Below are 17,765 nucleotides of genomic sequence, written 5' to 3' on the forward strand. Positions count from 1 at the left end.
GGCTCGTCTGGTTACAGGCCGGAAAGGCCGAGTGCGGGGTCGATGGCGTCGAGGGCGTCGGCCAGGGCCTTGGCCTTGTCGGTGATCTCTTGGCGTTGTGCAGCGCTGACCTGGTCGTAGTCCACATAGCCAAACCCTTGGCGCAGGCTGTCGAGGCGGGCCGCCAGGGCCTGGGTGGCGCCGTCCACCTGGTTCAGCAAGGGGGCGGCGGATTTGCTCAGCAAGGGACGCAGCAGGTCGACGACCTTGCGCGTGGTGTCCAGGTTGGCGGCAAAACCGTTGAGGTCGCTGTGGCTGTAGCGCTCCTCTTCACCGCTGCCGGCTCGCTGCTCGGCCAGGCTGCGGATGTTGCGCGCCACCACGCCGACCAGCTGTTGCGGCGCCAGGGTCTGGGCCAGCAACTGCTCCTTGAGGCGGGCCACATCGCTGGACAGGCCTTGCGCCACCGGGGCCAGGCCGGCCAGGTCGCGTTGCTCGAACAGGCCGTATTCCAGGCGATGGAAGCCGCGAAAGCCCGGGTCCTGTTCGCGCTGCTCGAAGTAGTCGGCGCGGGCGTTGATGGCGTTGTCCAGCTCGGCCAGGCGCTGGGCCGCCGGCGCCAGACGCTGATAGGCGGCCCGGGCCGGCAGGTACAGGGCCTGGGCCTGCTTCAGGTCGCCGGCGTCGATGGCTTGCTGCAAGGCGCTCACCGCCTTGACCAGGGCGCTGCCGGAAACACTGAGGTAGACCCGGAACTCCGACAGCGGCCCGACAAAGGCCAGCAGCGAGGGGCCGGCCTTGGCCTGGGCGTCGGACTCGGCGGTGGCCGTCACGTGCAAGGTGCCCCGCGGGTTGCTCAACAGTCCGCAGGTCATGGCGTAGTCACCCGGTTGCAGGTTGGCGTTGATCACCTGGCTCAGGCCCGGAGCGATGTTCTCCCGCTCCTCGACCACCAGCACGCCGTCGAGGATTTCCCATTCCACGGCGCGCTCGGAGCGGTTGACGATGCGAAAGCTGGCACGCCCGGCCGCAACGGTCAGGGCGTTGGGCTCACAGCCCTTGGGGTGGATGGTCAGGGTGATTTCGCCCTGGTGCGCCTGACGCTTGTCGGCGGCCAGTTGCGCGGCGTAATAGAACAGCCCGCCGGCGGCGATCATCACGATCACCGAGCCGGCAACCGCCCAGCGCAAGGCGCGAGGGGGCGAGGCCTGGGGAGAGGCTTGCTGGGTCATGGGGGAGCCTTACTGACGGGAAACGGAAGAGGTCGGGGCGGGCGCCTTGGCCGCGCTGCCGGCGGGCAGGAAGAACAGCACCAGGGTCACCGCCAGGTACAGCCCATAGGCGCCGAGGGTGCTGAGGGTGGGCGCGTCCTGGTAACCGAACATGCCGGCCAGCACCGAGCCCAGCGGGCTGTCCATGGGCAGGCTGGCGCTGAAGTCGAAGAGCACGGTCTGCCAGTGGTTCCAGATTCCGGCTTCGTGCAGGGCCTGTACCGAGTTGGCGAGGATGCCGGCGGCCACCACCAGGATGAACAGCCCGGTCCAGCGGAAGAACGCCCCGAGGTTCAGGCGCATGCTGCCGGTGTAGATCAGCCAACCGACGATGATTGCCCCGATCAGGCCCAGCAGGGCGCCGATGGGCGCGCCAGGTCCTTCGCTCTGCTGGAACACCGCCAGCAGGAAGAACACGGTTTCCAGGCCTTCCCGGGCAACGGCGAAGAACACCATGGCGATCAGGGCCATGACCTGATGCCGGGAGCCGGCCAGGGCCTGGTCCAGGGACACCTGCAGGGAGTGCTTGATGGAGCGGGCCACCTTGCGCATCCAGAACACCATGGAGCTGAGGATGCCCACGGCCACCAGGCCGACGATGCCTTCGAACAGTTCCTGCTGTTTCTGCGGGAACTCGGCGCTCATCAGCTCCAGGCCGCCGCCCACCAGCAGGGCCAGGGCCGCGGCGAGAAACACCCCGATCCACACCGCGGGCATCCACTGGCCGCGGCCGGTCTGTTTCAGGTAACTGGCGATGATGCCAACGATAAGCGCGGCTTCAATCCCTTCGCGCAGCATGATCAGAAATGGAACGAGCATTCAGCACCGGCGGGGCAATGGGTAGGGAGCTAATTTGTAACATAATGATACTCATTGCTAAATGAAGATGATTGGCATCCGCTGAACCTGAGCTGAACGAGATTTGTTTACTTCTACGGCGGGGTTTGGCGCCCATCCCCCACCCGGCATGGGCCGGCTGGCCGGCGCAGAGAGGCGCGAGAGAGAGGTTGAAGGGGCTGGCGCAGTCGCTGGTCAGCCGGCGCCTACGGGGGAGGGAGATGCAGGTTTTGGCGTAGGCGGCTCAGCCGCGGTTCTGTTCGGTCAGGCGTTGCACCGCCAGGCGCCGGTAATGGGAAGGGGTCATGCCCTTGAGCTGCTGGAAGCGTCGGTTGAAGTTGGAGATGTTGTTGAAGCCCGATTCGAAGCACACGTCGGTCACCGGTTTGTCGCCAGCGGCCAGCAGTTCGCAGGACTTGCTGATGCGCAGGCGATTGACGAACTCGATGAAGCAGCGGCCGGTGGCTTGCTTGAACACTCGGGAGAAGTAGCTGGCTTTCATCCCCAGGTACTCGGCGACTTCCTCCAGGGGCAGTTCCCGGGCGTAGTGGGCAAAGATGTAGTCCACCGCGCGGTTGGTGCGGTCGACGCTGTGTTCATCCGCCAGTTGCCCGCGGGTGGCGCTGGACAGCAACTGGTAGTCGTCGCAGGCCGCCAGCAGTTCCATGAGGATGAAGAAGTGGCCGAGCCGGGTGATGCCGCTGGAGTCGGCGATACGCTGCATTAGCGGCATGGCCTGGGCGATGGTCTGCGGGCAGCGGAACTCGATGCCGTACTGGGCCCGCTCCAGCAGGGGACTGAGGTTCTTCAGTTCGCTGAAGATCTGGCTGCCGCTGTCGAAGAGTTCGTCGGTGAAGTTCACCAGCATGTCGCGCTTGGGCACCACTTCGTCCTCGGCCACCTGGCTGATCCAGTTGTGGGGCAGGTTGGGGCCGGTGAGGAACAGGGTGTGCGGATAGAAGTTGCCGATGTAGTCACCGATGAACACCTTGCCGGCGCTGGCGACGATCAGGTGCAGCTCGTACTCCTTGTGGAAATGCCAGCGCACCAGTGGGCTGGGGAAGCCGTGCTGGCGATAGATGATCGACAGGCCGTTGTGGTCGTCCATCAATTCATAGGAAGGGTCGGTGATCTTGCCGGGTCGGCTCATGGCGGGAGACAGTTCTTGTTGTTGGCCCGCCCGATAATGCCTCGCGGCCTTCCCGTGCACCAGCAGGAACTGGCTGGCCAGCGAAGGCACCCACCCATTCAACGCCTTTGCGACCCTATTCGCCGGCCCCTGCAACCTCCCGCAGCTCCTGCGAGGGCGCCGGGGTCAGGAGGCGGGGCGGTTCTTCGCCTCGATCCACTGCGCCATGTATTGGGTGCTCTTGTGATGATGGTGGCGCAGCATGGCGCCGGTGAAGTTGTCGCGGCGCAGCTGTTCCAGGTGCTGGCGGCACTGCTGCAGGCGCTGGATCAGCGCCGGGCCGTGAATCTGCCGGCGGTAGCGTGCCTCCAGCAGGCGCGCGCCCGCGGCCTGGGCCTGGTTCCACAGGGCCTGATCCTGATACAGGCGCACCGCCGCCGAGGCCAGGGCGCTGGCGGATTCGGCCACCGCCCCGGGCCACGGCAGGTCGTCCTGGGACATGGATTCGCTGCCCACCGGGGTGGTCACGCTGGGGGTGCCGCAGAGCATGGCGTCCAGCAGCTTGCCCTTGATCCCAGCGCCGAAACGCAGGGGCGCCAGGCAGATCCGCGCCGCGCTCATCACCTGCAGCGCGTCTTCGGCCCAGTTCATGATGTGAAAGCCCTGGGCCGGGTTGTGCAGAGCCGCGGCCTTGGGCGGGGTGTAGGCGCCATACAGGTGCAGTTGCGCGCCGGGCAGTTGCTGGCGGATCAGCGGCCACACGCGGTTCTTCATCCACAGCACGGCGTCCCAGTTCGGCGCGTGACGGAAATTGCCGATGCTGAGGAAGTGCGCCCGCTGTTCAAAGGGCGGGAACTGGCCCGGCAACCGGTCCAGCATCAGTGGGCACCAGTGCAGCAAGGCCGGGGGCAGGCGGAACTGCTGCACCAGCAGGTCGATCTCCACTTCGGAGATCATCAGGCTCAGGTCGCAGCGGTAGATGGCGGCGATCTCGCGCTTGGCCAGGTCGGTGTCGGCCATGTGGCGAAATTCTTCCAGCGGCGCCCGGCGGAACAGGGCGCTGAAGTCATCCTCGTCGGCGCCGGCCTTGAGCTGATCCTTGAGTCGCTGGTGGCGGGCGTGGCGCAGGCATTGCAGGTCCGAGGTTTCCAGGACCCGCAGGGCATTCGGGCAGTGCTGCTCGACGCGCCAGCCGAACTGCTCTTCCATCATGAACTGGTCGAACAGCACGATATCCGGCGCCAGTTCGGCGACGAAGCGGTCGAAACTGCTGTTGTTGAGTTCGATCGGGCACTCGCGGATGCCCAGCGCCGCCAGGTCCTCCTTGTGCTCGCCCTCGTTGGCCGGGCTGCTGAAGGTCAGCTCCCACCCCTGATCGAGAAAGCTCTGGAGGATCTGCATCATGTGCCCGCCGGCGGCGGAGGAGCGGGGTTCTGGCCAGACGTAACCAATGATCAGGACTTTGGTTGCGGCGGTGGGACTCATGAGCGGGCATTCCTGGCAGGCGGGGGCAAAAAAAGGTCGCCATTAAACCACAGCCGGCCGCCACCGGATCAGCCGAGGATGCTGCGCACCTTGTCCCGCAACTGATCGATAGAGAAGGGCTTGCCGATCACCGCCATGCCGGCCGGCACCTCGATGGATTCGGCGTAACCGCTGGCGAACAGTACCGGCAATTGCGGGCGCAACTGCCGGGCCCGTTCGGCCAGTTCGCGGCCGTTCATGCCGGGCAGGCCGACATCGGTCATCAGCAGGTCGATGCCTTGCCCCGTCTCTTCCAGCAGGTGCAGCGCGGCGTCGCTGCCATCGGCTTCCAGGACATTGAATTCGAGCTCTTCGAGAACATCGACAATCAACATGCGCACGATGGCATCGTCTTCGACGACTAGGATGGTGGTAGCGCTGGCGGGCATAGGGACACTCTCAAGAAATGAATTCGGTGGGGCGGCGTGACAGGCGGCCCTGTGCATCAGTAAGTGGCAGCTGGCCACAAGTTCCCGAAGCTGTACAAAAAAATGCTCTTGTACAAGCGTCGGCAAGAATAACCGCTTCCTTTGTCCCAGCGCAGCTTCAATTGCAGTTGTGAACCCACAGGTTATAAAAAATAGCTGCAATGGCCGAATGTGGGGCAAACTTCGTTTTTTTTACCGGCGTCCAGGTCCATCAAATGATTCGTCCGACTTCGATTGATGAACAGAGTTTTCGCAAGCTGCTGACCCGCAACATCAGCCTGCCCCTGGGTGTGGGCGTGCTCAGCGCGGTTTTTTTCGTGTCCCTGATCACCTACCTGCTCTCGGTGATCCAGTGGGTGCAGCACACTGACCGGGTGATCAATAACATCAACGAGGCGGCGCGCCTGACCATTGACCTGGAAACCGGCATGCGCGGTTTTCTGATCACCGGCGACGAGCACTTTCTCGATCCCTATGAAGTGGCCAAGCCGCGCATCGTCAGCGAGCTGCGCAGCCTCCAGGAACTGGTGAAGGACAACCCGCAGCAGGTGGATCGGCTCAAGCGCCTGGAAGCCCTGCAGACCGAGTGGAACAACTTCGCCCAGGGCATGATCGAGCTGCGTCGGCAGAACGGCGACTACCGTGGCGCGGTACAGGCCGGCCGCGGCAAGCGCCTGACCGACGAGATCCGCAAGGAATACGACGACGCGGTGACCATGGAGCAGCAACTGCGCCTGGAGCGCAATGAAGACGTCAGTCGCACGACCATTTTCAGCGTGATCCTGTACCTGCTGTTCGTGGTGGGCATCAGTGGCCTGCTGGCCTACATCGGCCGGCGCGACCTGCTGGCGCTGTCGAAAAGCTACAGCGACAACCTCGAGGCCCAGGACCAGAGCGCGCGTCGCCTGGAGCAGCAAGCCTGGCTGCGCAACGGCCAGACCGAGCTGGCCGAGCAGATGCTCGGGCAACTGAGCCTGAACCTGTTGGGGCGCAACATCCTGCACTTCTGTGCCCAGTACCTGGGGACGCCGGTGGCGGCGCTGTATGTGCGCGAAGACCACGGCGGCCTCAAGCGCGTGGCGTCCTACGGCTTCTCCCGGGAGCAGGAGCAGCAGGAGCAGTCGCTGTATGGCGATGAAGGCCTGGTGGGGCAGGCCGCGCAGCACAAGCGCCTGATCCGCCTGGACAACGTGCCGGCGGATTATTTCAAGGTCAGTTCCGGCCTGGGCGAAGGCGCGCCGCACAGCGTGCTGGTGGTGCCGACCCGGGATGACGATCGGGTCAACGGCGTGATCGAGCTGGGCTTCCTGCGGGCCTTGAGCGAACGCGATGTCGAGTTGCTGGAGCTGATTGCCGGCAATATCGGCACCTCCATCGAGGCCGCGCGCTATCGCCAGCGCCTGCAGGAAGTGCTGGCCGAAACCCAGCAGCTCAACGAAGAGCTGCAGGTGCAGCAGGAAGAGTTGAAGACCGCCAACGAAGAGCTGGAGGAGCAGTCGCGGATTCTCAAGGAATCCCAGGTGCACCTGGAAACCCAGCAGGTGGAGCTGGAGCAGACCAACGAACGCCTGGCCGAACAGGCGCAGATCCTCGCTGAGCAGCGCGACGCCATGGACCGCAAGAACAACGAGTTGAACGAGGCGCAGACCCAGCTCGAAGAGCGCGCCGAGGAGTTGCAGCGTTCCAGCCGGTACAAGTCCGAATTCCTCGCCAACATGTCCCACGAGTTGCGCACGCCCCTCAACAGCTCGTTGATCCTGGCCAAGCTGCTGGCGGAAAACCCCCAGGAGAACCTCAGTGCCGAGCAGGTCAAGTTCGCCGAATCGATCTACTCCGCCGGCAATGACCTGCTGAACCTGATCAACGACATCCTCGACATTTCCAAGGTCGAGGCCGGCAAGCTGGAAGTGCGTCCGGAAAACGCCAGCGTGCCGCGCCTGGTGGACGGTTTGCGCAACCTGTTCCAGCCGTTGACCGTGGACAAGGGCCTGGAATTCCGGGTGCAACTGCAGCCCGGGGTGCCGCAGATGTTGTTCACCGACCGCCAGCGGGTCGAGCAGATTCTCAAGAACCTGCTGTCCAATGCGATCAAGTTCACCGAGCAGGGCCAGGTCAGCCTGAGCGTTTACGCACAGCCCGGCACGGGCATCGCCTTTGCCGTGCAGGATTCCGGCATCGGCATTGCCCGGGACCAGCAGGAGAGCATCTTCGAAGCCTTCCGCCAGGCCGACGGCACCACCAGCCGGCGCTATGGCGGCACCGGCCTGGGGCTGTCGATCTCCCGGGATCTGGCCACCTTGCTGGGCGGCTCCATCAGCGTCAGCAGCGAGCCGGGGCGTGGCAGCATCTTCACCCTGGTGCTGCCGGAGCACTACAACGAGGCGGCGCAGCCGTTGATCGTGGCCCCGCCGGCGCTGTTGCCGGCAGCACCGGTGCAGCCGGCGAGCATGGCGCCGACGCCGGTAGAGGCACCGGCGGCCGAGATCCCGCGGTTCGCCGATGATCGGGACAAGGCACCGTTCAGCGGCCGCTGCATCCTGGTGGTGGAGGACGAGCTCGAATTCGCGCACATCCTCTTCGATCTGGCTCACGAGCTGGGGTATCACTGCCTGGTGGCCCACGGCGCCGACGAAGGCTTCAGCCTGGCGGAGCAGTTCGTCCCCGATGCGATCCTGCTGGACATGCGCCTGCCCGACCATTCCGGGCTCACGGTGCTGCAGCGGCTCAAGGAGCACCCCCAGACCCGGCACATCCCGGTGCACGTGATTTCGGTGGAAGACCGGGTGGAAGCGGCCATGCACATGGGCGCCGTGGGCTACGCGGTGAAACCCACCACCCGCGAGGAGCTCAAGGACGTGTTCGCCCGCCTCGAAGCCAAGCTGACCCAGAAGGTCAAGCGCGTGCTGCTGGTGGAGGACGACGATCTGCAGCGCGACAGCATTGCCCGCCTGATCGGTGACGACGACATCGAGATCACCGCCGTGGGCCTGGCCCAGGATGCCCTGGACCTGCTGCGCGAGAACGTCTACGACTGCATGGTCATCGACCTCAAGTTGCCGGACATGCTCGGCAACGACCTGCTCAAGCGCATGTCCACCGAGGACATCTGCTCCTTCCCGCCGGTGATCGTCTATACCGGGCGCAACCTGACCCGGGACGAAGAGGCCGAGCTGCGCAAGTATTCGCGCTCGATCATCATCAAGGGCGCCCGCTCGCCGGAGCGCCTGCTGGATGAAGTGACGCTTTTTCTGCACAAAGTCGAATCCCAGTTGTCCCATGAGCGGCAAAAGATGCTCAAGACCGCCCGCAGCCGCGACAAGGTGTTCGAGGGGCGCAAGATTCTTCTGGTGGACGATGACGTGCGCAACATCTTCGCCCTGACCAGCGCCCTGGAACACAAGGGCGCGGTGGTGGTGATCGGGCGCAACGGCCATGAAGCCATTGCCCGCCTCAACGAGGTGGAGGATATCGACCTGGTGCTGATGGACGTGATGATGCCGGAGATGGACGGTTTTGAAGCCACGGTGCAGATCCGCAAGGACCCGCGCTGGCGCAAGCTGCCGATCATCGCCGTGACCGCCAAGGCCATGAAGGACGACCAGGAGCGCTGCCTTCAGGCCGGTTCCAACGATTACCTGGCCAAGCCCATCGACCTTGACCGGCTGTTTTCCCTTATCCGCGTGTGGCTACCGAAGATGGAAAGAATTTAGTGGAGCGTAATACCGAGATCGAACTGCGTTTGCTGATCGAAGCTATCTACCTGAAATACAGCTACGACTTCCGCGACTATTCCGGCGCTTCGATCAAGCGCCGGGTCAACCATGCCCTGCGTCAGTTCGAGTGCAAGACCATTTCCGCGTTGCAGGAACGGGTGCTGCACGACCCGACCGCGTTCATGCAACTGCTGCAGTTCCTGACCATTCCGGTGAGCGAGATGTTTCGCGATCCGTCGCACTTCCTGGCGATCCGCCAGGAGGTGGTGCCGCTGCTCAAGACCTACCCGTCGATCAAGATCTGGATCGCTGGCTGCAGCACCGGCGAGGAGGTCTACTCCATGGCCATCCTGCTGCGCGAAGAGGGGCTGCTGGAACGCACCATCATCTACGCCACCGACATCAACCCCAGCTCCCTGGAGAAGGCCAAGCAGGGCATCTTCTCCCTGGAGAACGTGCGGGCCTACACCCACAACTACCAGCAGGCCGGTGGCCAGCGCTCCTTTGCCGACTACTACACCGCCGCCTACGACTACGCGATCTTCGACAAGACCCTGCGCGAGAACGTGACCTTTGCCGATCACAGCCTGGCGACCGACAGCGTCTTCTCCGAAACTCAATTAATTTCGTGTCGTAACGTATTGATTTACTTCAATAAAAAGTTGCAGGATCGGGCCTTTGGGCTGTTCCATGAGTCGCTCTGCCACCGTGGTTTCCTGGTGCTGGGCAGCAAGGAAACCCTGGAATTTTCCGCCTATGGCAAGCATTTCGAACCCTTGGTCAAACAAGAACGGATCTACCGCAAGACATGAGCCAGGAAAGTGTCGCGCCGCATCGCCGGCCTCGGATCGAGGCTGTCGTGGTAGGCGCCTCCGCGGGGGGCGTCGAGGCCTTGTTGAGCCTGTTCAATGAGTTCAGCGCCAGTTTCAGCCTGCCGGTGATCGTGGTCCTGCACCTGCCCGACGAGCGTCGCAGCCAATTGGCCGACGTCTTCGACCGGCGCCTGGCGCTGAGGGTGAAGGAGGCCGACGACAAGGAAGCGATCGTTGCGGGCACCCTGTACTTTGCCGCCCCCGGTTATCACCTGTCGGTGGAGCAGGACCGCACCCTGTCCCTGAGCCAGGAGGAGCGCCTGCATCACTCGCGGCCGGCCATCGATTACCTGTTCGAGTCCGCCGCCGACGCCTACGGCGAGCACCTCGTGGCGGTGCTGCTGACCGGGGCCAATCAGGACGGCGCCCAGGGCCTGGTCGAGGTCAAGCGCCAGGGCGGGTTGACCATCGTCCAGGACCCCGGCGAAGCCCGTGTCCCCACCATGCCGGAAGCAGCCCTGGCCCTGCAGCAACCGGACCACATCCTCCCTTTGCGCGGCATCAGCCATCTGCTCGCCGAGCTGGAACGAATCGCATGTTAAGTAATATTCAAGCCAAGCTGCTGATCGTCGACGATCTGCCGGAGAACCTGCTGGCCCTGGAAGCGCTGATCAAGCGCGAGGACCGCACGGTGTACAAGGCGCTGTCGGCCGACGAAGCCTTGTCATTGCTGCTCCAGCACGAATTCGCCATGGCCATTCTCGATGTGCAGATGCCCGGCATGAACGGCTTCGAGCTGGCCGAACTGATGCGCGGCACCGAGAAGACCAAGAACATTCCCATCGTTTTCGTCAGCGCCGCCGGGCGTGAACTCAACTATGCGTTCAAGGGGTACGAGAGCGGGGCGGTGGACTTCCTGCACAAGCCCCTGGACATCCATGCGGTCAAGAGCAAGGTCAATGTCTTCGTCGACCTGTACCGCCAGAGCAAGGCCATGAAGCAGCAGGTCGAGGCCCTGGAGCAGAGCCGGCGCGAACAGGAGGCTCTGCTCAACAAGCTCCAGGCCACCCAGAACGAGCTGGAGCAGGCGGTGCGCATGCGCGATGACTTCATGTCCATCGTCGCCCACGAGGTGCGCACGCCCCTCAATGGCCTGATCCTGGAAACCCAGCTGCGCAAGATGCACCTGGCCCGGGAGAACGCCGCGGCCTTCAGCCTGGACAAGATGCACGCCATGGTCGATCGCGACGAGCGGCAGATCAAAAGCCTGATCCGCCTGATCGAGGACATGCTGGACATTTCACGGATTCGTACCGGCAAGCTGTCGATCCGGCCATCCCGGTTCGACCTGGCGCAACTGGTGCGCGGGCTGGTGGAGAATTTCGCGCCCCAGGTGGAAGCGGCGCAGTCGTCCCTGACGCTGCAGGCCGAGCAGCCCCTGGAAGGCCAATGGGACGAGTTCCGTATCGAGCAGGTGATCTCCAACCTGCTGACCAACGCCCTGCGATACGGGGCCAAGAGCCCCATCGAAGTCAGGGTCTATGCCGAGGACGGCGAGGCCCGGGTCGAGGTGCGGGACCATGGCATCGGCATCAGCGAGGACAACCAGAAACGCATTTTTCAGCAGTTCGAGCGGGTCAGCGCCAGCCATGTGGCGGCGGGCCTCGGGCTTGGGCTGTTTATTTCCGAACAGATCGTCACCGCCCACGGCGGCACCATCACGGTCGAGAGTCGCTTGGGCCAGGGCGCGCGGTTTCGCGTCAGCCTGCCCTTGTAGACGGTCGGACGACCGGCCAGTGACTAAAAGCGTAATGCTTACGCAACCTCTGTGTGACCCAATGGTCGAAGGGGCTGCTGACGTTTGGTGACCTGCCACGACGGTGACCCACTGAGCACAGGGCAGGGCGCGAGGAGCGCGGTTTGGTTGTTCCAGATACGCTCCGAGAAACGCGGCCCGGCAACGCAGTCGGTCACCAAACATCAACAGCCCCTTGCAGCAATTGACCCAGCAAAGGTTTTCCATGAGTGAAGATGCACAAGACGTCGTACTGATCGTCGAAGATGAACCGGTGATCCTGATGCTTCTGGCCGACTACCTGTCGGGCCTGGGCTATCGGGTTCTGCAGGCCGAGAATGGCGAGCAGGCGTTCGAGATCCTCGCCAGCAAGCCGCACCTGGACGTGATGATCACCGATTACCGTCTGCCGGGCGGGATTACCGGGGTGATGATCGCCGAGCCGGCGGTGAAGCTGCGCCCGGACCTCAAGGTGATTTTCATCAGCGGCTACCCCAACGAAATCCTTGAATGCGCCAGCCCCATCACCCGCAAGGCGCCGATTCTGGCCAAGCCGTTCGACCTCAACAGCCTGCAGGAACAGATCCAGCAACTGCTGGCCTGAACCGGGCCTCAGTCGCCGATCATTTCCCGCACCTTGGCGGTCAGCAGGTCGAAGGTGAATGGCTTGGTGATCAGTTGCATGCCGGGATCGAGGAAGCCGCCACGGGCGGCGGCGTGCTCGGCGTAGCCGGTGATGAACAGCACCTTCAATTGCGGGCGGATCTGCCGCCCGATCTCCGCCAGTTGCCGGCCGTTCATGCCCGGCAGGCCCACGTCGCTGATCAGCAGGTCGATACGTTGCGCCGAATCGAGAATCGGCATGGCGCTGCGGGCATCGCCGGCTTCGAGATAGGCGTAGCCCAGTTCGCCAAGCACCGCGCTGACCAGTACGCGCACCGCCGAATCATCCTCGACGATGAGCACCGTCTCGCCCTGTTGCGCGCTCGCCGATTGTTGCGCCGGTGGCGGTTCGTCCTGCGCCAGGCCGCCCCGAAAGCGCGGCAGGTACAGGCTGACCTCGGTGCCGCGGCCCAGGGTGCTGTTGAGGGTGACGTGGCCGCCTGACTGCTTGCTGAAGCCATAGATCATCGACAGCCCGAGCCCGGTGCCCTGGCCGATGGGCTTGGTGGTGAAGAAAGGGTCGAACACCCGGTTGATGATCGCCTCGGGCATGCCGCAGCCATTGTCACTGACCCGCAGCAGCACATATTCCCCGGGCGCCAGGTTGTCGTGGGCCTGGGTAAAGTCCGCTTCCAGGCGCTGGTTGAGGGTTTCCACCAGCAGCCGGCCGCCGTTGGGCATGGCGTCCCGGGCATTGAGCACCAGGTTGAGCAGGGCGCTTTCCAGTTGATTGGGGTCGGCTTCGGCCACCCACAGCTGCGGGTCCAGGCGCATGTCCAGCTGGATGCTTTCGCTCAGGCTGCGTTGCAGCAGTTCGCCCATGGAGGTCACCAGGGCGTTCATTTCCACCGGCTTGGAATCCAGCGACTGGCGCCGGGAAAAGGCCAGCAGGCGATGGGTCAGGCCGGCAGCGCGGTTGGCCGAAGTCACCCCGAGGTCGATCAGGCTGTCCAGGTCCTCGGTGCGGCCCCGGGCCAGGCGCCGGCGCAGCAGCTCCAGGCTGCCGATGATGCCGGTGAGCATGTTGTTGAAGTCATGGGCGATGCCGCCGGTGAGCTGGCCCACGGCTTCCATTTTCTGCGACTGACGCAGGGCCTCTTCGTTGTGCCGCAGTTGCGCGGTGCGTTCTTGCACCTGCTGCTCCAGGGTTTCCAGGGTGCGCTGCAGGCGCAGTTCGCTCTGGCTCAGGTCGATCAGCCGGTCCCGGGCTTCGTATTGCCGACGGCGTCCGCGCAGGGCGGCGCTGACCAGGCTGATCAGGGTCGCCGGATGGAAGGGCCGTTCGAGAAAGCTGACATTGCCCAGGGGCGCGCCCAGGCGCGAGGCCGGGTTCTGCTCCGGGCCACCGTGCTGGGTCAGCAGCACGATGGGCAGGTCGGACCAGGCCGGTTGCTGCTCCAGATAACGCAGCAAGGGCTGCAGATCGGCCCCGCGCAAGGCTTCGGCGGCGATGATCGCCAGCCCGGCACCCTGATCCAGCTCGTCGCACAGGGCTGCCAGGTGCGGGGTGATCAGGCTGCTGAAACCGGCTTCGTTGAGCATCATCTGCGCCAGCTGGCCGTCGCGGCCGTAGGGTGTCAGCACCAGGGCGCGCTCGGAAAATGCCGGAGGCCGGCTCATGTGTCCTCATCCTGCAGCAGCGGTGCGCTCTCGCCCTGGTAGCTGGGCACGCCGCGCAACACGCCCTGGAAGGCTTCCAGAGGGGCGCCGATGGTCAGGCCGCGCTCGCCGATGCGGTATTCGCGGATGGTCGACTCGTGGCGGCCGGTGCGTTTCTTGATGATGGAAATGGCCCGGCGCACCTTGCCCAAGGCCTCGAAGTAGCGCAGCAGGACCACGGTATCGGCCAGGTAGGTGATGTCCACTGGGGTCTGCATGTCGCCCACCAGGCCATGCTGGGCCACGGTCATGAAGGTCGCCGCTCCCTGGCGGTTGAGGTACAGCAGCAACTCGTGCATGTGCAGCACCAGGGCGTTTTCCTCGGGCATCGCCGCCTGATAGCCGTTGATGCTGTCGATCACCACGGTCTTGATCCGTTGCTGATCGACGCAGCGCCGGACCCGGTGGGACAGCTCGCCCGGCGACAGTTCGGCGGCGTCCACCTGTTCGATCACCAGATCGCCTCCGGCCTGCAGGGCCTGCAGGTCGATGCCCATGTTGCGCATGCGCTCAAACAGCAGCCCCAGCTCTTCGTCGAAGATGAACAGCGCGGCCTTTTCCCCCCGGGCCACCGCGGCGGCGGCGAAGATCAGCGAGATCAGCGATTTGCCGGTGCCGGCCGGACCGAGGATCAGGGTGCTGGAGCCGGTTTCGATGCCGCCCCCCAGCAGCGCGTCCATCTCGTCGATGCCGCTGGACAGGGTCTGGCGCGGGTAGCGGGCGCGGTGCTCGGCGGCCACCAGGCGCGGGAACACATGCACGCCGTCGCCCATGATGGTGAAGTCGTGGAAGCCGCCGCGGTACTTCTGGCCGCGGTACTTCACCACCCGGATGCGCCGGCGTTCAGCGCCGTAGCTGGGGGTCAGTTCCTCCAGGCGGACCACCCCGTGGGCCACGCTGTGCACGGTCTTGTCCAGGGCTTCGGTGGTCAGGTCGTCCAGGAGCAGCACGGTGGCGTCATAGCGGACGAAGTAGTGCTTGATCGCCAGGATCTGCCGCCGGTAGCGCAGCGAGCTCTGGGCCAGCAGGCGGATTTCCGAGAGGCTGTCGAGCACCACCCGGGTCGGCTTGACCCGTTCCACCACTTCGAAGATCTGCCGGGTGGCTTCCCCCAGCTCCAGGTCCGAGGCGTACAGCAGGCTTTGCTGGTGCTCGGCATTGAGCAGGCTTTCCGGCGGGATCAGCTCGAAGATGTGAATGTGCTCGTCGAGCTGCCAGCCATGGGAGGCCGCGCCCTGGCGCAATTCGCGTTCGGTTTCCGAGAGGGTGATGTAGAGGCAGCGCTCACCGGCTGCGGCGCCGGCGCGCAGGAAATGCAAGGCCACGGTGGTCTTGCCGGTGCCGGGTTGGCCTTCCAGGAGAAACACATGGCTGCGTGACAATCCGCCGTTGAGGATGTCATCCAGGCCTTCGATGCCGGTGGCGGCTTTTTCGCTGAGCAACGCACATGAGGTCGACAAACAATGCCCTCGCACAATGGGTCCAGGTGATCGGCGATGGCGTCGAACGCCTTGATATCGCCGATAAATCACTTGACCGCCTGCCGTCGGCACGGTTCAACCTTTTGTTGTGTAGCCGCTGCCGCAGGCTGCGAACGGCTTGGGCGGCATTCCGACGCAGCAGACGCAGCAGACGCAGCAGACGCAGCAGACGCAGGGGGCTCAAGGGCGGCAAAGGTTCGGCTGGGGATCGCCAGAAGGCCCTGCGGGCCTTTTCGCAGCCTCGCAGGCTCGGCAGCGGCTACAGGCCCTGTTGCAGGGCCGGGTCGTCGGGGTTCTGCTGCTCCAGCTGGGCCAGCAGCACCTGGACGTTCTGCAACTGGCCGCTTTCTTTCCAGTAGTTGATCAGCAGCACCCGCGCCTTGCGGTTGTAAGGCTGGCGCTGGACGATTTCTTCCAGCTGCTTCTGCGCCGCCTCCTGCTCCTGCTGGCCGTGCAGGGTGGTGGCCAGGTCGTAGCGATAGGCGGCGTTGTTGGGCTCCAGTTCCACGGCCCGGGATAGGCCCAGCAGGGCGAATTCGCCCTGGCCATGGTGCAGCAGCCAGAGGCCCAGGGCGTGTTGCAGGTAGGCCGAGTCCTGCTGGGCCTGCAATTGCTTGGCCAGCAACTGGCGGGCGGCATCGCTCTGGCCCTGCTTGTCCAGCACCTCGATCTGCAGCACCACCGCCTGCAGGTTGTCCGGCGCCAGGCGCAGGGCCTGTTCCAGGGTCTGCTGGGCCTTGACCAGATCGGCGTTGTGCAGGTACAGGCGCGCCAGCTGGTACTGGGCTTCGACATTGTCCCCCTGGGTCTTGAGCACCTGGGTGTATTCGTCGATCACCTGCTGCAGCGGGCCGAAGTACAGGCCCTGATCATCCGGGGACAGGCCCAACAGAGCGTCCACCGCGGCAAAGCGCACGCTTTGCTCGTGATCGTCCAGCAGCGGCCCCAGCAACAGGCTGCGCTGGCCACTGGGCACCAGGCCCAGCACGCTGTTGATCGCGGCCTTGCGCACGGGCGGCGAGGGGTGGTGCAGATCGGCGTCCGCCAGTTTCAGGGCTTGCGGGCTGGGGTAGTTGGGCAGCACCGCCAGCAGACGGATGCGCTGCGAGTCGCTGAGGTCGGGGCGCGCCAATTGCTGGTACAGCACCCGGGCCGCGCCGGGCTGGCCGTTGCGGGCTTTTTCCAGGGCCGGGCCATAGCCGTGCTTGATGGCCTCGGGGATCACCGGCGGACTGCTGCGCAGGAAGTTCCAGGCCAGGGCCAGGGCAATGACGAGCGACAGGCTGATCAGCAGGTAGCGACGGGGCAGTGACATGGGGGAATCCGGAAGCTGGCGACTTTTGCAAGGCGCAAGCTTCGGTCAGGAGTCGGCCCGAGTCAAACCCGCAATCAGCTGAGCACGTATTCCACCGGTTCCAGCGGCGGCGGCAGTTCGCGCTGCCCCAGGGCTGCCAGGACTTCGCGCTCCAGGCCGCGCAATAGAGCGTTGCAGGGCAGATCGTTGTCGTCGTAGCCGAAGGGGTCTTCCAGGTCGTTGCCGATCTCGTCGAGGCCCAGGAAGGTGTAGCTGACGATGGCGGTGAAGATCGGCGTCAGCCAGCCCAGGGGCTCGGCCATGGCGAACGGCAGGAGGATGCAGAACAGGTAGATGGTGCGGTGCAGCAGCAAGGTGTAGGGGAAGGGCAGCGGGGTGTTCTGGATCCGCTCGCAGGCGGCCTGGACCAGGCTCAGGCTGACCAGCCGGGTTTCCATCTGGGTGTAGCGCCATTCGCTGATCAGTCCCTGCTGCGCCCACTGCGAGCAGCGCTGGCCGATGCGTTGCAACTGCGCATCGGTGAGGTTCGGGTGCTGCGGGTCGAGGCCGGCCTGGGCCCAGGGTTGCAGGGCGCGGGCTTCGTCTTCATGGCGCAGGCGGGCAATCAGGCTGTGGGCGAAGCCGCACAGGTCGCGCAGCAGGCCCTCGCGTTCGGGGTGGCCGTCGATGACCAGGCTTTCACGGATCAGCGAGCGTACCTCGATGATCAGTTGGCCCAACTGCTTGCGGCCTTCCCACCAGCGGTCGTAGCAGGCGTTGTTGCGAAAGCTCATGAAGATCGACAGCGACAGCCCCAGCAGGGTGAAGGGCGTGGCGTTGACCTTGGAAAAGTAAGTGGGTTGCAGGGTTTCCACCAGCACGATGACCGAGGCCAGCAGGGTGATCAGCACGCAGCGCAAGGCAATGCGCTTGGCGATCGAGCCCTTGAGGGCGAAGAGGATGCTGATCAGGTTCGGCTTGGGGCGGACGATCATGAGGGCTGAGGCCAGGGCGATTACGCGGCGAGTGAAGAGTAGGAGCGCGCCGCAGGGCTGTCCAATCGCAACGATCGACCGAATGATCGACTGCCTCTATCGGCCAACGACCCTGTAGCCGCTGCCGAGCCTGCGGCGAGGCTGCGAAAAGGTCCGCAGGGCCTTGCCTGACGATTGCCGTCCGA

General features: G+C 64.6%; 14 protein-coding genes. 5 read left to right on the top strand and 9 right to left on the bottom strand.

The window, feature by feature from the left end; translation table 11 throughout:
• Positions 1-11: 11 nt before the first annotated feature.
• The 5 genes from efeO to POS17_RS13945 all read right to left on the bottom strand — a co-directional run bounded on the left by efeO (position 12) and on the right by POS17_RS13945 (position 5,129).
• Entirely contained in the window at positions 12-1,211 is a 1,200-nt protein-coding gene (gene efeO, locus POS17_RS13925; RefSeq protein ID WP_060839098.1) for an iron uptake system protein EfeO, read from the bottom strand.
• A 9-nt stretch (positions 1,212-1,220) separates the two neighbouring features.
• Entirely contained in the window at positions 1,221-2,069 is an 849-nt protein-coding gene (gene efeU / locus POS17_RS13930; RefSeq protein ID WP_060839099.1) for an iron uptake transporter permease EfeU, read from the bottom strand.
• 262 nt (positions 2,070-2,331) lie between these two features.
• A complete protein-coding gene (locus tag POS17_RS13935; RefSeq protein ID WP_060841937.1) occupies positions 2,332-3,237 on the bottom strand; it encodes an AraC family transcriptional regulator in 906 nt (301 codons plus the stop codon).
• Positions 3,238-3,402: 165 nt separating this feature from the next.
• Positions 3,403-4,701 carry a glycosyltransferase gene (locus tag POS17_RS13940; RefSeq protein ID WP_060839100.1) on the bottom strand — a complete coding sequence of 433 codons (1,299 nt, stop codon included), beginning with the start codon at positions 4,699-4,701 and terminating at the stop codon, positions 3,403-3,405.
• 68 nt (positions 4,702-4,769) lie between these two features.
• On the bottom strand, positions 4,770-5,129 hold the full coding sequence (locus tag POS17_RS13945) for a response regulator (RefSeq protein ID WP_060839101.1): 360 nt from the start codon (positions 5,127-5,129) through the stop codon (positions 4,770-4,772).
• 254 nt (positions 5,130-5,383) lie between these two features.
• On the opposite strand from POS17_RS13945, the gene POS17_RS13950 reads away from it, so the two are divergent.
• The 5 genes from POS17_RS13950 to POS17_RS13970 all read left to right on the top strand — a co-directional run bounded on the left by POS17_RS13950 (position 5,384) and on the right by POS17_RS13970 (position 12,092).
• A complete protein-coding gene (locus POS17_RS13950) occupies positions 5,384-8,878 on the top strand; it encodes a response regulator (RefSeq protein WP_060839102.1) in 3,495 nt (1,164 codons plus the stop codon).
• The gene (locus tag POS17_RS13955; protein ID WP_016964143.1) at positions 8,878-9,693 is read left to right on the top strand and encodes a CheR family methyltransferase; all 816 of its coding nucleotides are present in this window, start codon (positions 8,878-8,880) and stop codon (positions 9,691-9,693) included. The genes POS17_RS13950 and POS17_RS13955 overlap by 1 nt, the downstream gene beginning before the upstream one ends.
• Complete coding sequence (locus tag POS17_RS13960; RefSeq protein WP_060839103.1) at positions 9,690-10,295, top strand: chemotaxis protein CheB; 606 nt, start codon at positions 9,690-9,692, stop codon at positions 10,293-10,295. The genes POS17_RS13955 and POS17_RS13960 overlap by 4 nt, the downstream gene beginning before the upstream one ends.
• On the top strand, positions 10,289-11,470 hold the full coding sequence (locus POS17_RS13965) for a hybrid sensor histidine kinase/response regulator (protein ID WP_060839104.1): 1,182 nt from the start codon (positions 10,289-10,291) through the stop codon (positions 11,468-11,470). Before POS17_RS13960 ends, POS17_RS13965 begins: the two co-directional genes overlap by 7 nt.
• A 244-nt stretch (positions 11,471-11,714) precedes the next feature.
• Positions 11,715-12,092: a response regulator gene (locus tag POS17_RS13970; RefSeq protein ID WP_060839105.1), complete on the top strand. Its 378-nt coding sequence runs from the start codon at positions 11,715-11,717 to the stop codon at positions 12,090-12,092.
• Between the two features lie 8 nt (positions 12,093-12,100).
• Here the strand turns inward: POS17_RS13970 and POS17_RS13975 are convergent, their stop codons facing one another.
• From POS17_RS13975 to POS17_RS13990, 4 genes are all read right to left on the bottom strand, one after another.
• Entirely contained in the window at positions 12,101-13,771 is a 1,671-nt protein-coding gene (locus POS17_RS13975; RefSeq protein ID WP_060839106.1) for an ATP-binding protein, read from the bottom strand.
• Positions 13,768-15,270 carry an ATPase domain-containing protein gene (locus tag POS17_RS13980; protein ID WP_060839107.1) on the bottom strand — a complete coding sequence of 501 codons (1,503 nt, stop codon included), beginning with the start codon at positions 15,268-15,270 and terminating at the stop codon, positions 13,768-13,770. Before POS17_RS13980 ends, POS17_RS13975 begins: the two co-directional genes overlap by 4 nt.
• A 280-nt stretch (positions 15,271-15,550) precedes the next feature.
• On the bottom strand, positions 15,551-16,606 hold the full coding sequence (locus POS17_RS13985) for a HEAT repeat domain-containing protein (protein ID WP_060839108.1): 1,056 nt from the start codon (positions 16,604-16,606) through the stop codon (positions 15,551-15,553).
• 74 nt (positions 16,607-16,680) lie between these two features.
• Positions 16,681-17,580, bottom strand: a complete 900-nt coding sequence (locus POS17_RS13990) for a bestrophin family protein (protein ID WP_060839109.1) — start codon at positions 17,578-17,580, stop codon at positions 16,681-16,683.
• Positions 17,581-17,765 lie beyond the last annotated feature (185 nt).

The sequence above is a fragment of the Pseudomonas sp. Os17 genome (assembly GCF_001547895.1).
Classification (GTDB): domain Bacteria; phylum Pseudomonadota; class Gammaproteobacteria; order Pseudomonadales; family Pseudomonadaceae; genus Aquipseudomonas.

What these genes read in the sequence shown, in the direction of transcription:
- POS17_RS13940 (WP_060839100.1), bottom strand. Translation starts at nt 4,701, where the DNA reads ATGAGTCCCACCGCCGCAACCAAAGTCCTGATCATTGGTTACGTCTGG.
- efeU (WP_060839099.1), bottom strand. Translation starts at nt 2,069, where the DNA reads ATGCTCGTTCCATTTCTGATCATGCTGCGCGAAGGGATTGAAGCCGCG.
- POS17_RS13970 (WP_060839105.1), top strand. Translation starts at nt 11,715, where the DNA reads ATGAGTGAAGATGCACAAGACGTCGTACTGATCGTCGAAGATGAACCG.
- POS17_RS13985 (WP_060839108.1), bottom strand. Translation starts at nt 16,606, where the DNA reads ATGTCACTGCCCCGTCGCTACCTGCTGATCAGCCTGTCGCTCGTCATT.
- POS17_RS13945 (WP_060839101.1), bottom strand. Translation starts at nt 5,129, where the DNA reads ATGCCCGCCAGCGCTACCACCATCCTAGTCGTCGAAGACGATGCCATC.
- POS17_RS13950 (WP_060839102.1), top strand. Translation starts at nt 5,384, where the DNA reads ATGATTCGTCCGACTTCGATTGATGAACAGAGTTTTCGCAAGCTGCTG.
- POS17_RS13935 (WP_060841937.1), bottom strand. Translation starts at nt 3,237, where the DNA reads ATGAGCCGACCCGGCAAGATCACCGACCCTTCCTATGAATTGATGGAC.
- POS17_RS13965 (WP_060839104.1), top strand. Translation starts at nt 10,289, where the DNA reads ATGTTAAGTAATATTCAAGCCAAGCTGCTGATCGTCGACGATCTGCCG.
- POS17_RS13960 (WP_060839103.1), top strand. Translation starts at nt 9,690, where the DNA reads ATGAGCCAGGAAAGTGTCGCGCCGCATCGCCGGCCTCGGATCGAGGCT.
- POS17_RS13975 (WP_060839106.1), bottom strand. Translation starts at nt 13,771, where the DNA reads ATGAGCCGGCCTCCGGCATTTTCCGAGCGCGCCCTGGTGCTGACACCC.
- POS17_RS13990 (WP_060839109.1), bottom strand. Translation starts at nt 17,580, where the DNA reads ATGATCGTCCGCCCCAAGCCGAACCTGATCAGCATCCTCTTCGCCCTC.
- efeO (WP_060839098.1), bottom strand. Translation starts at nt 1,211, where the DNA reads ATGACCCAGCAAGCCTCTCCCCAGGCCTCGCCCCCTCGCGCCTTGCGC.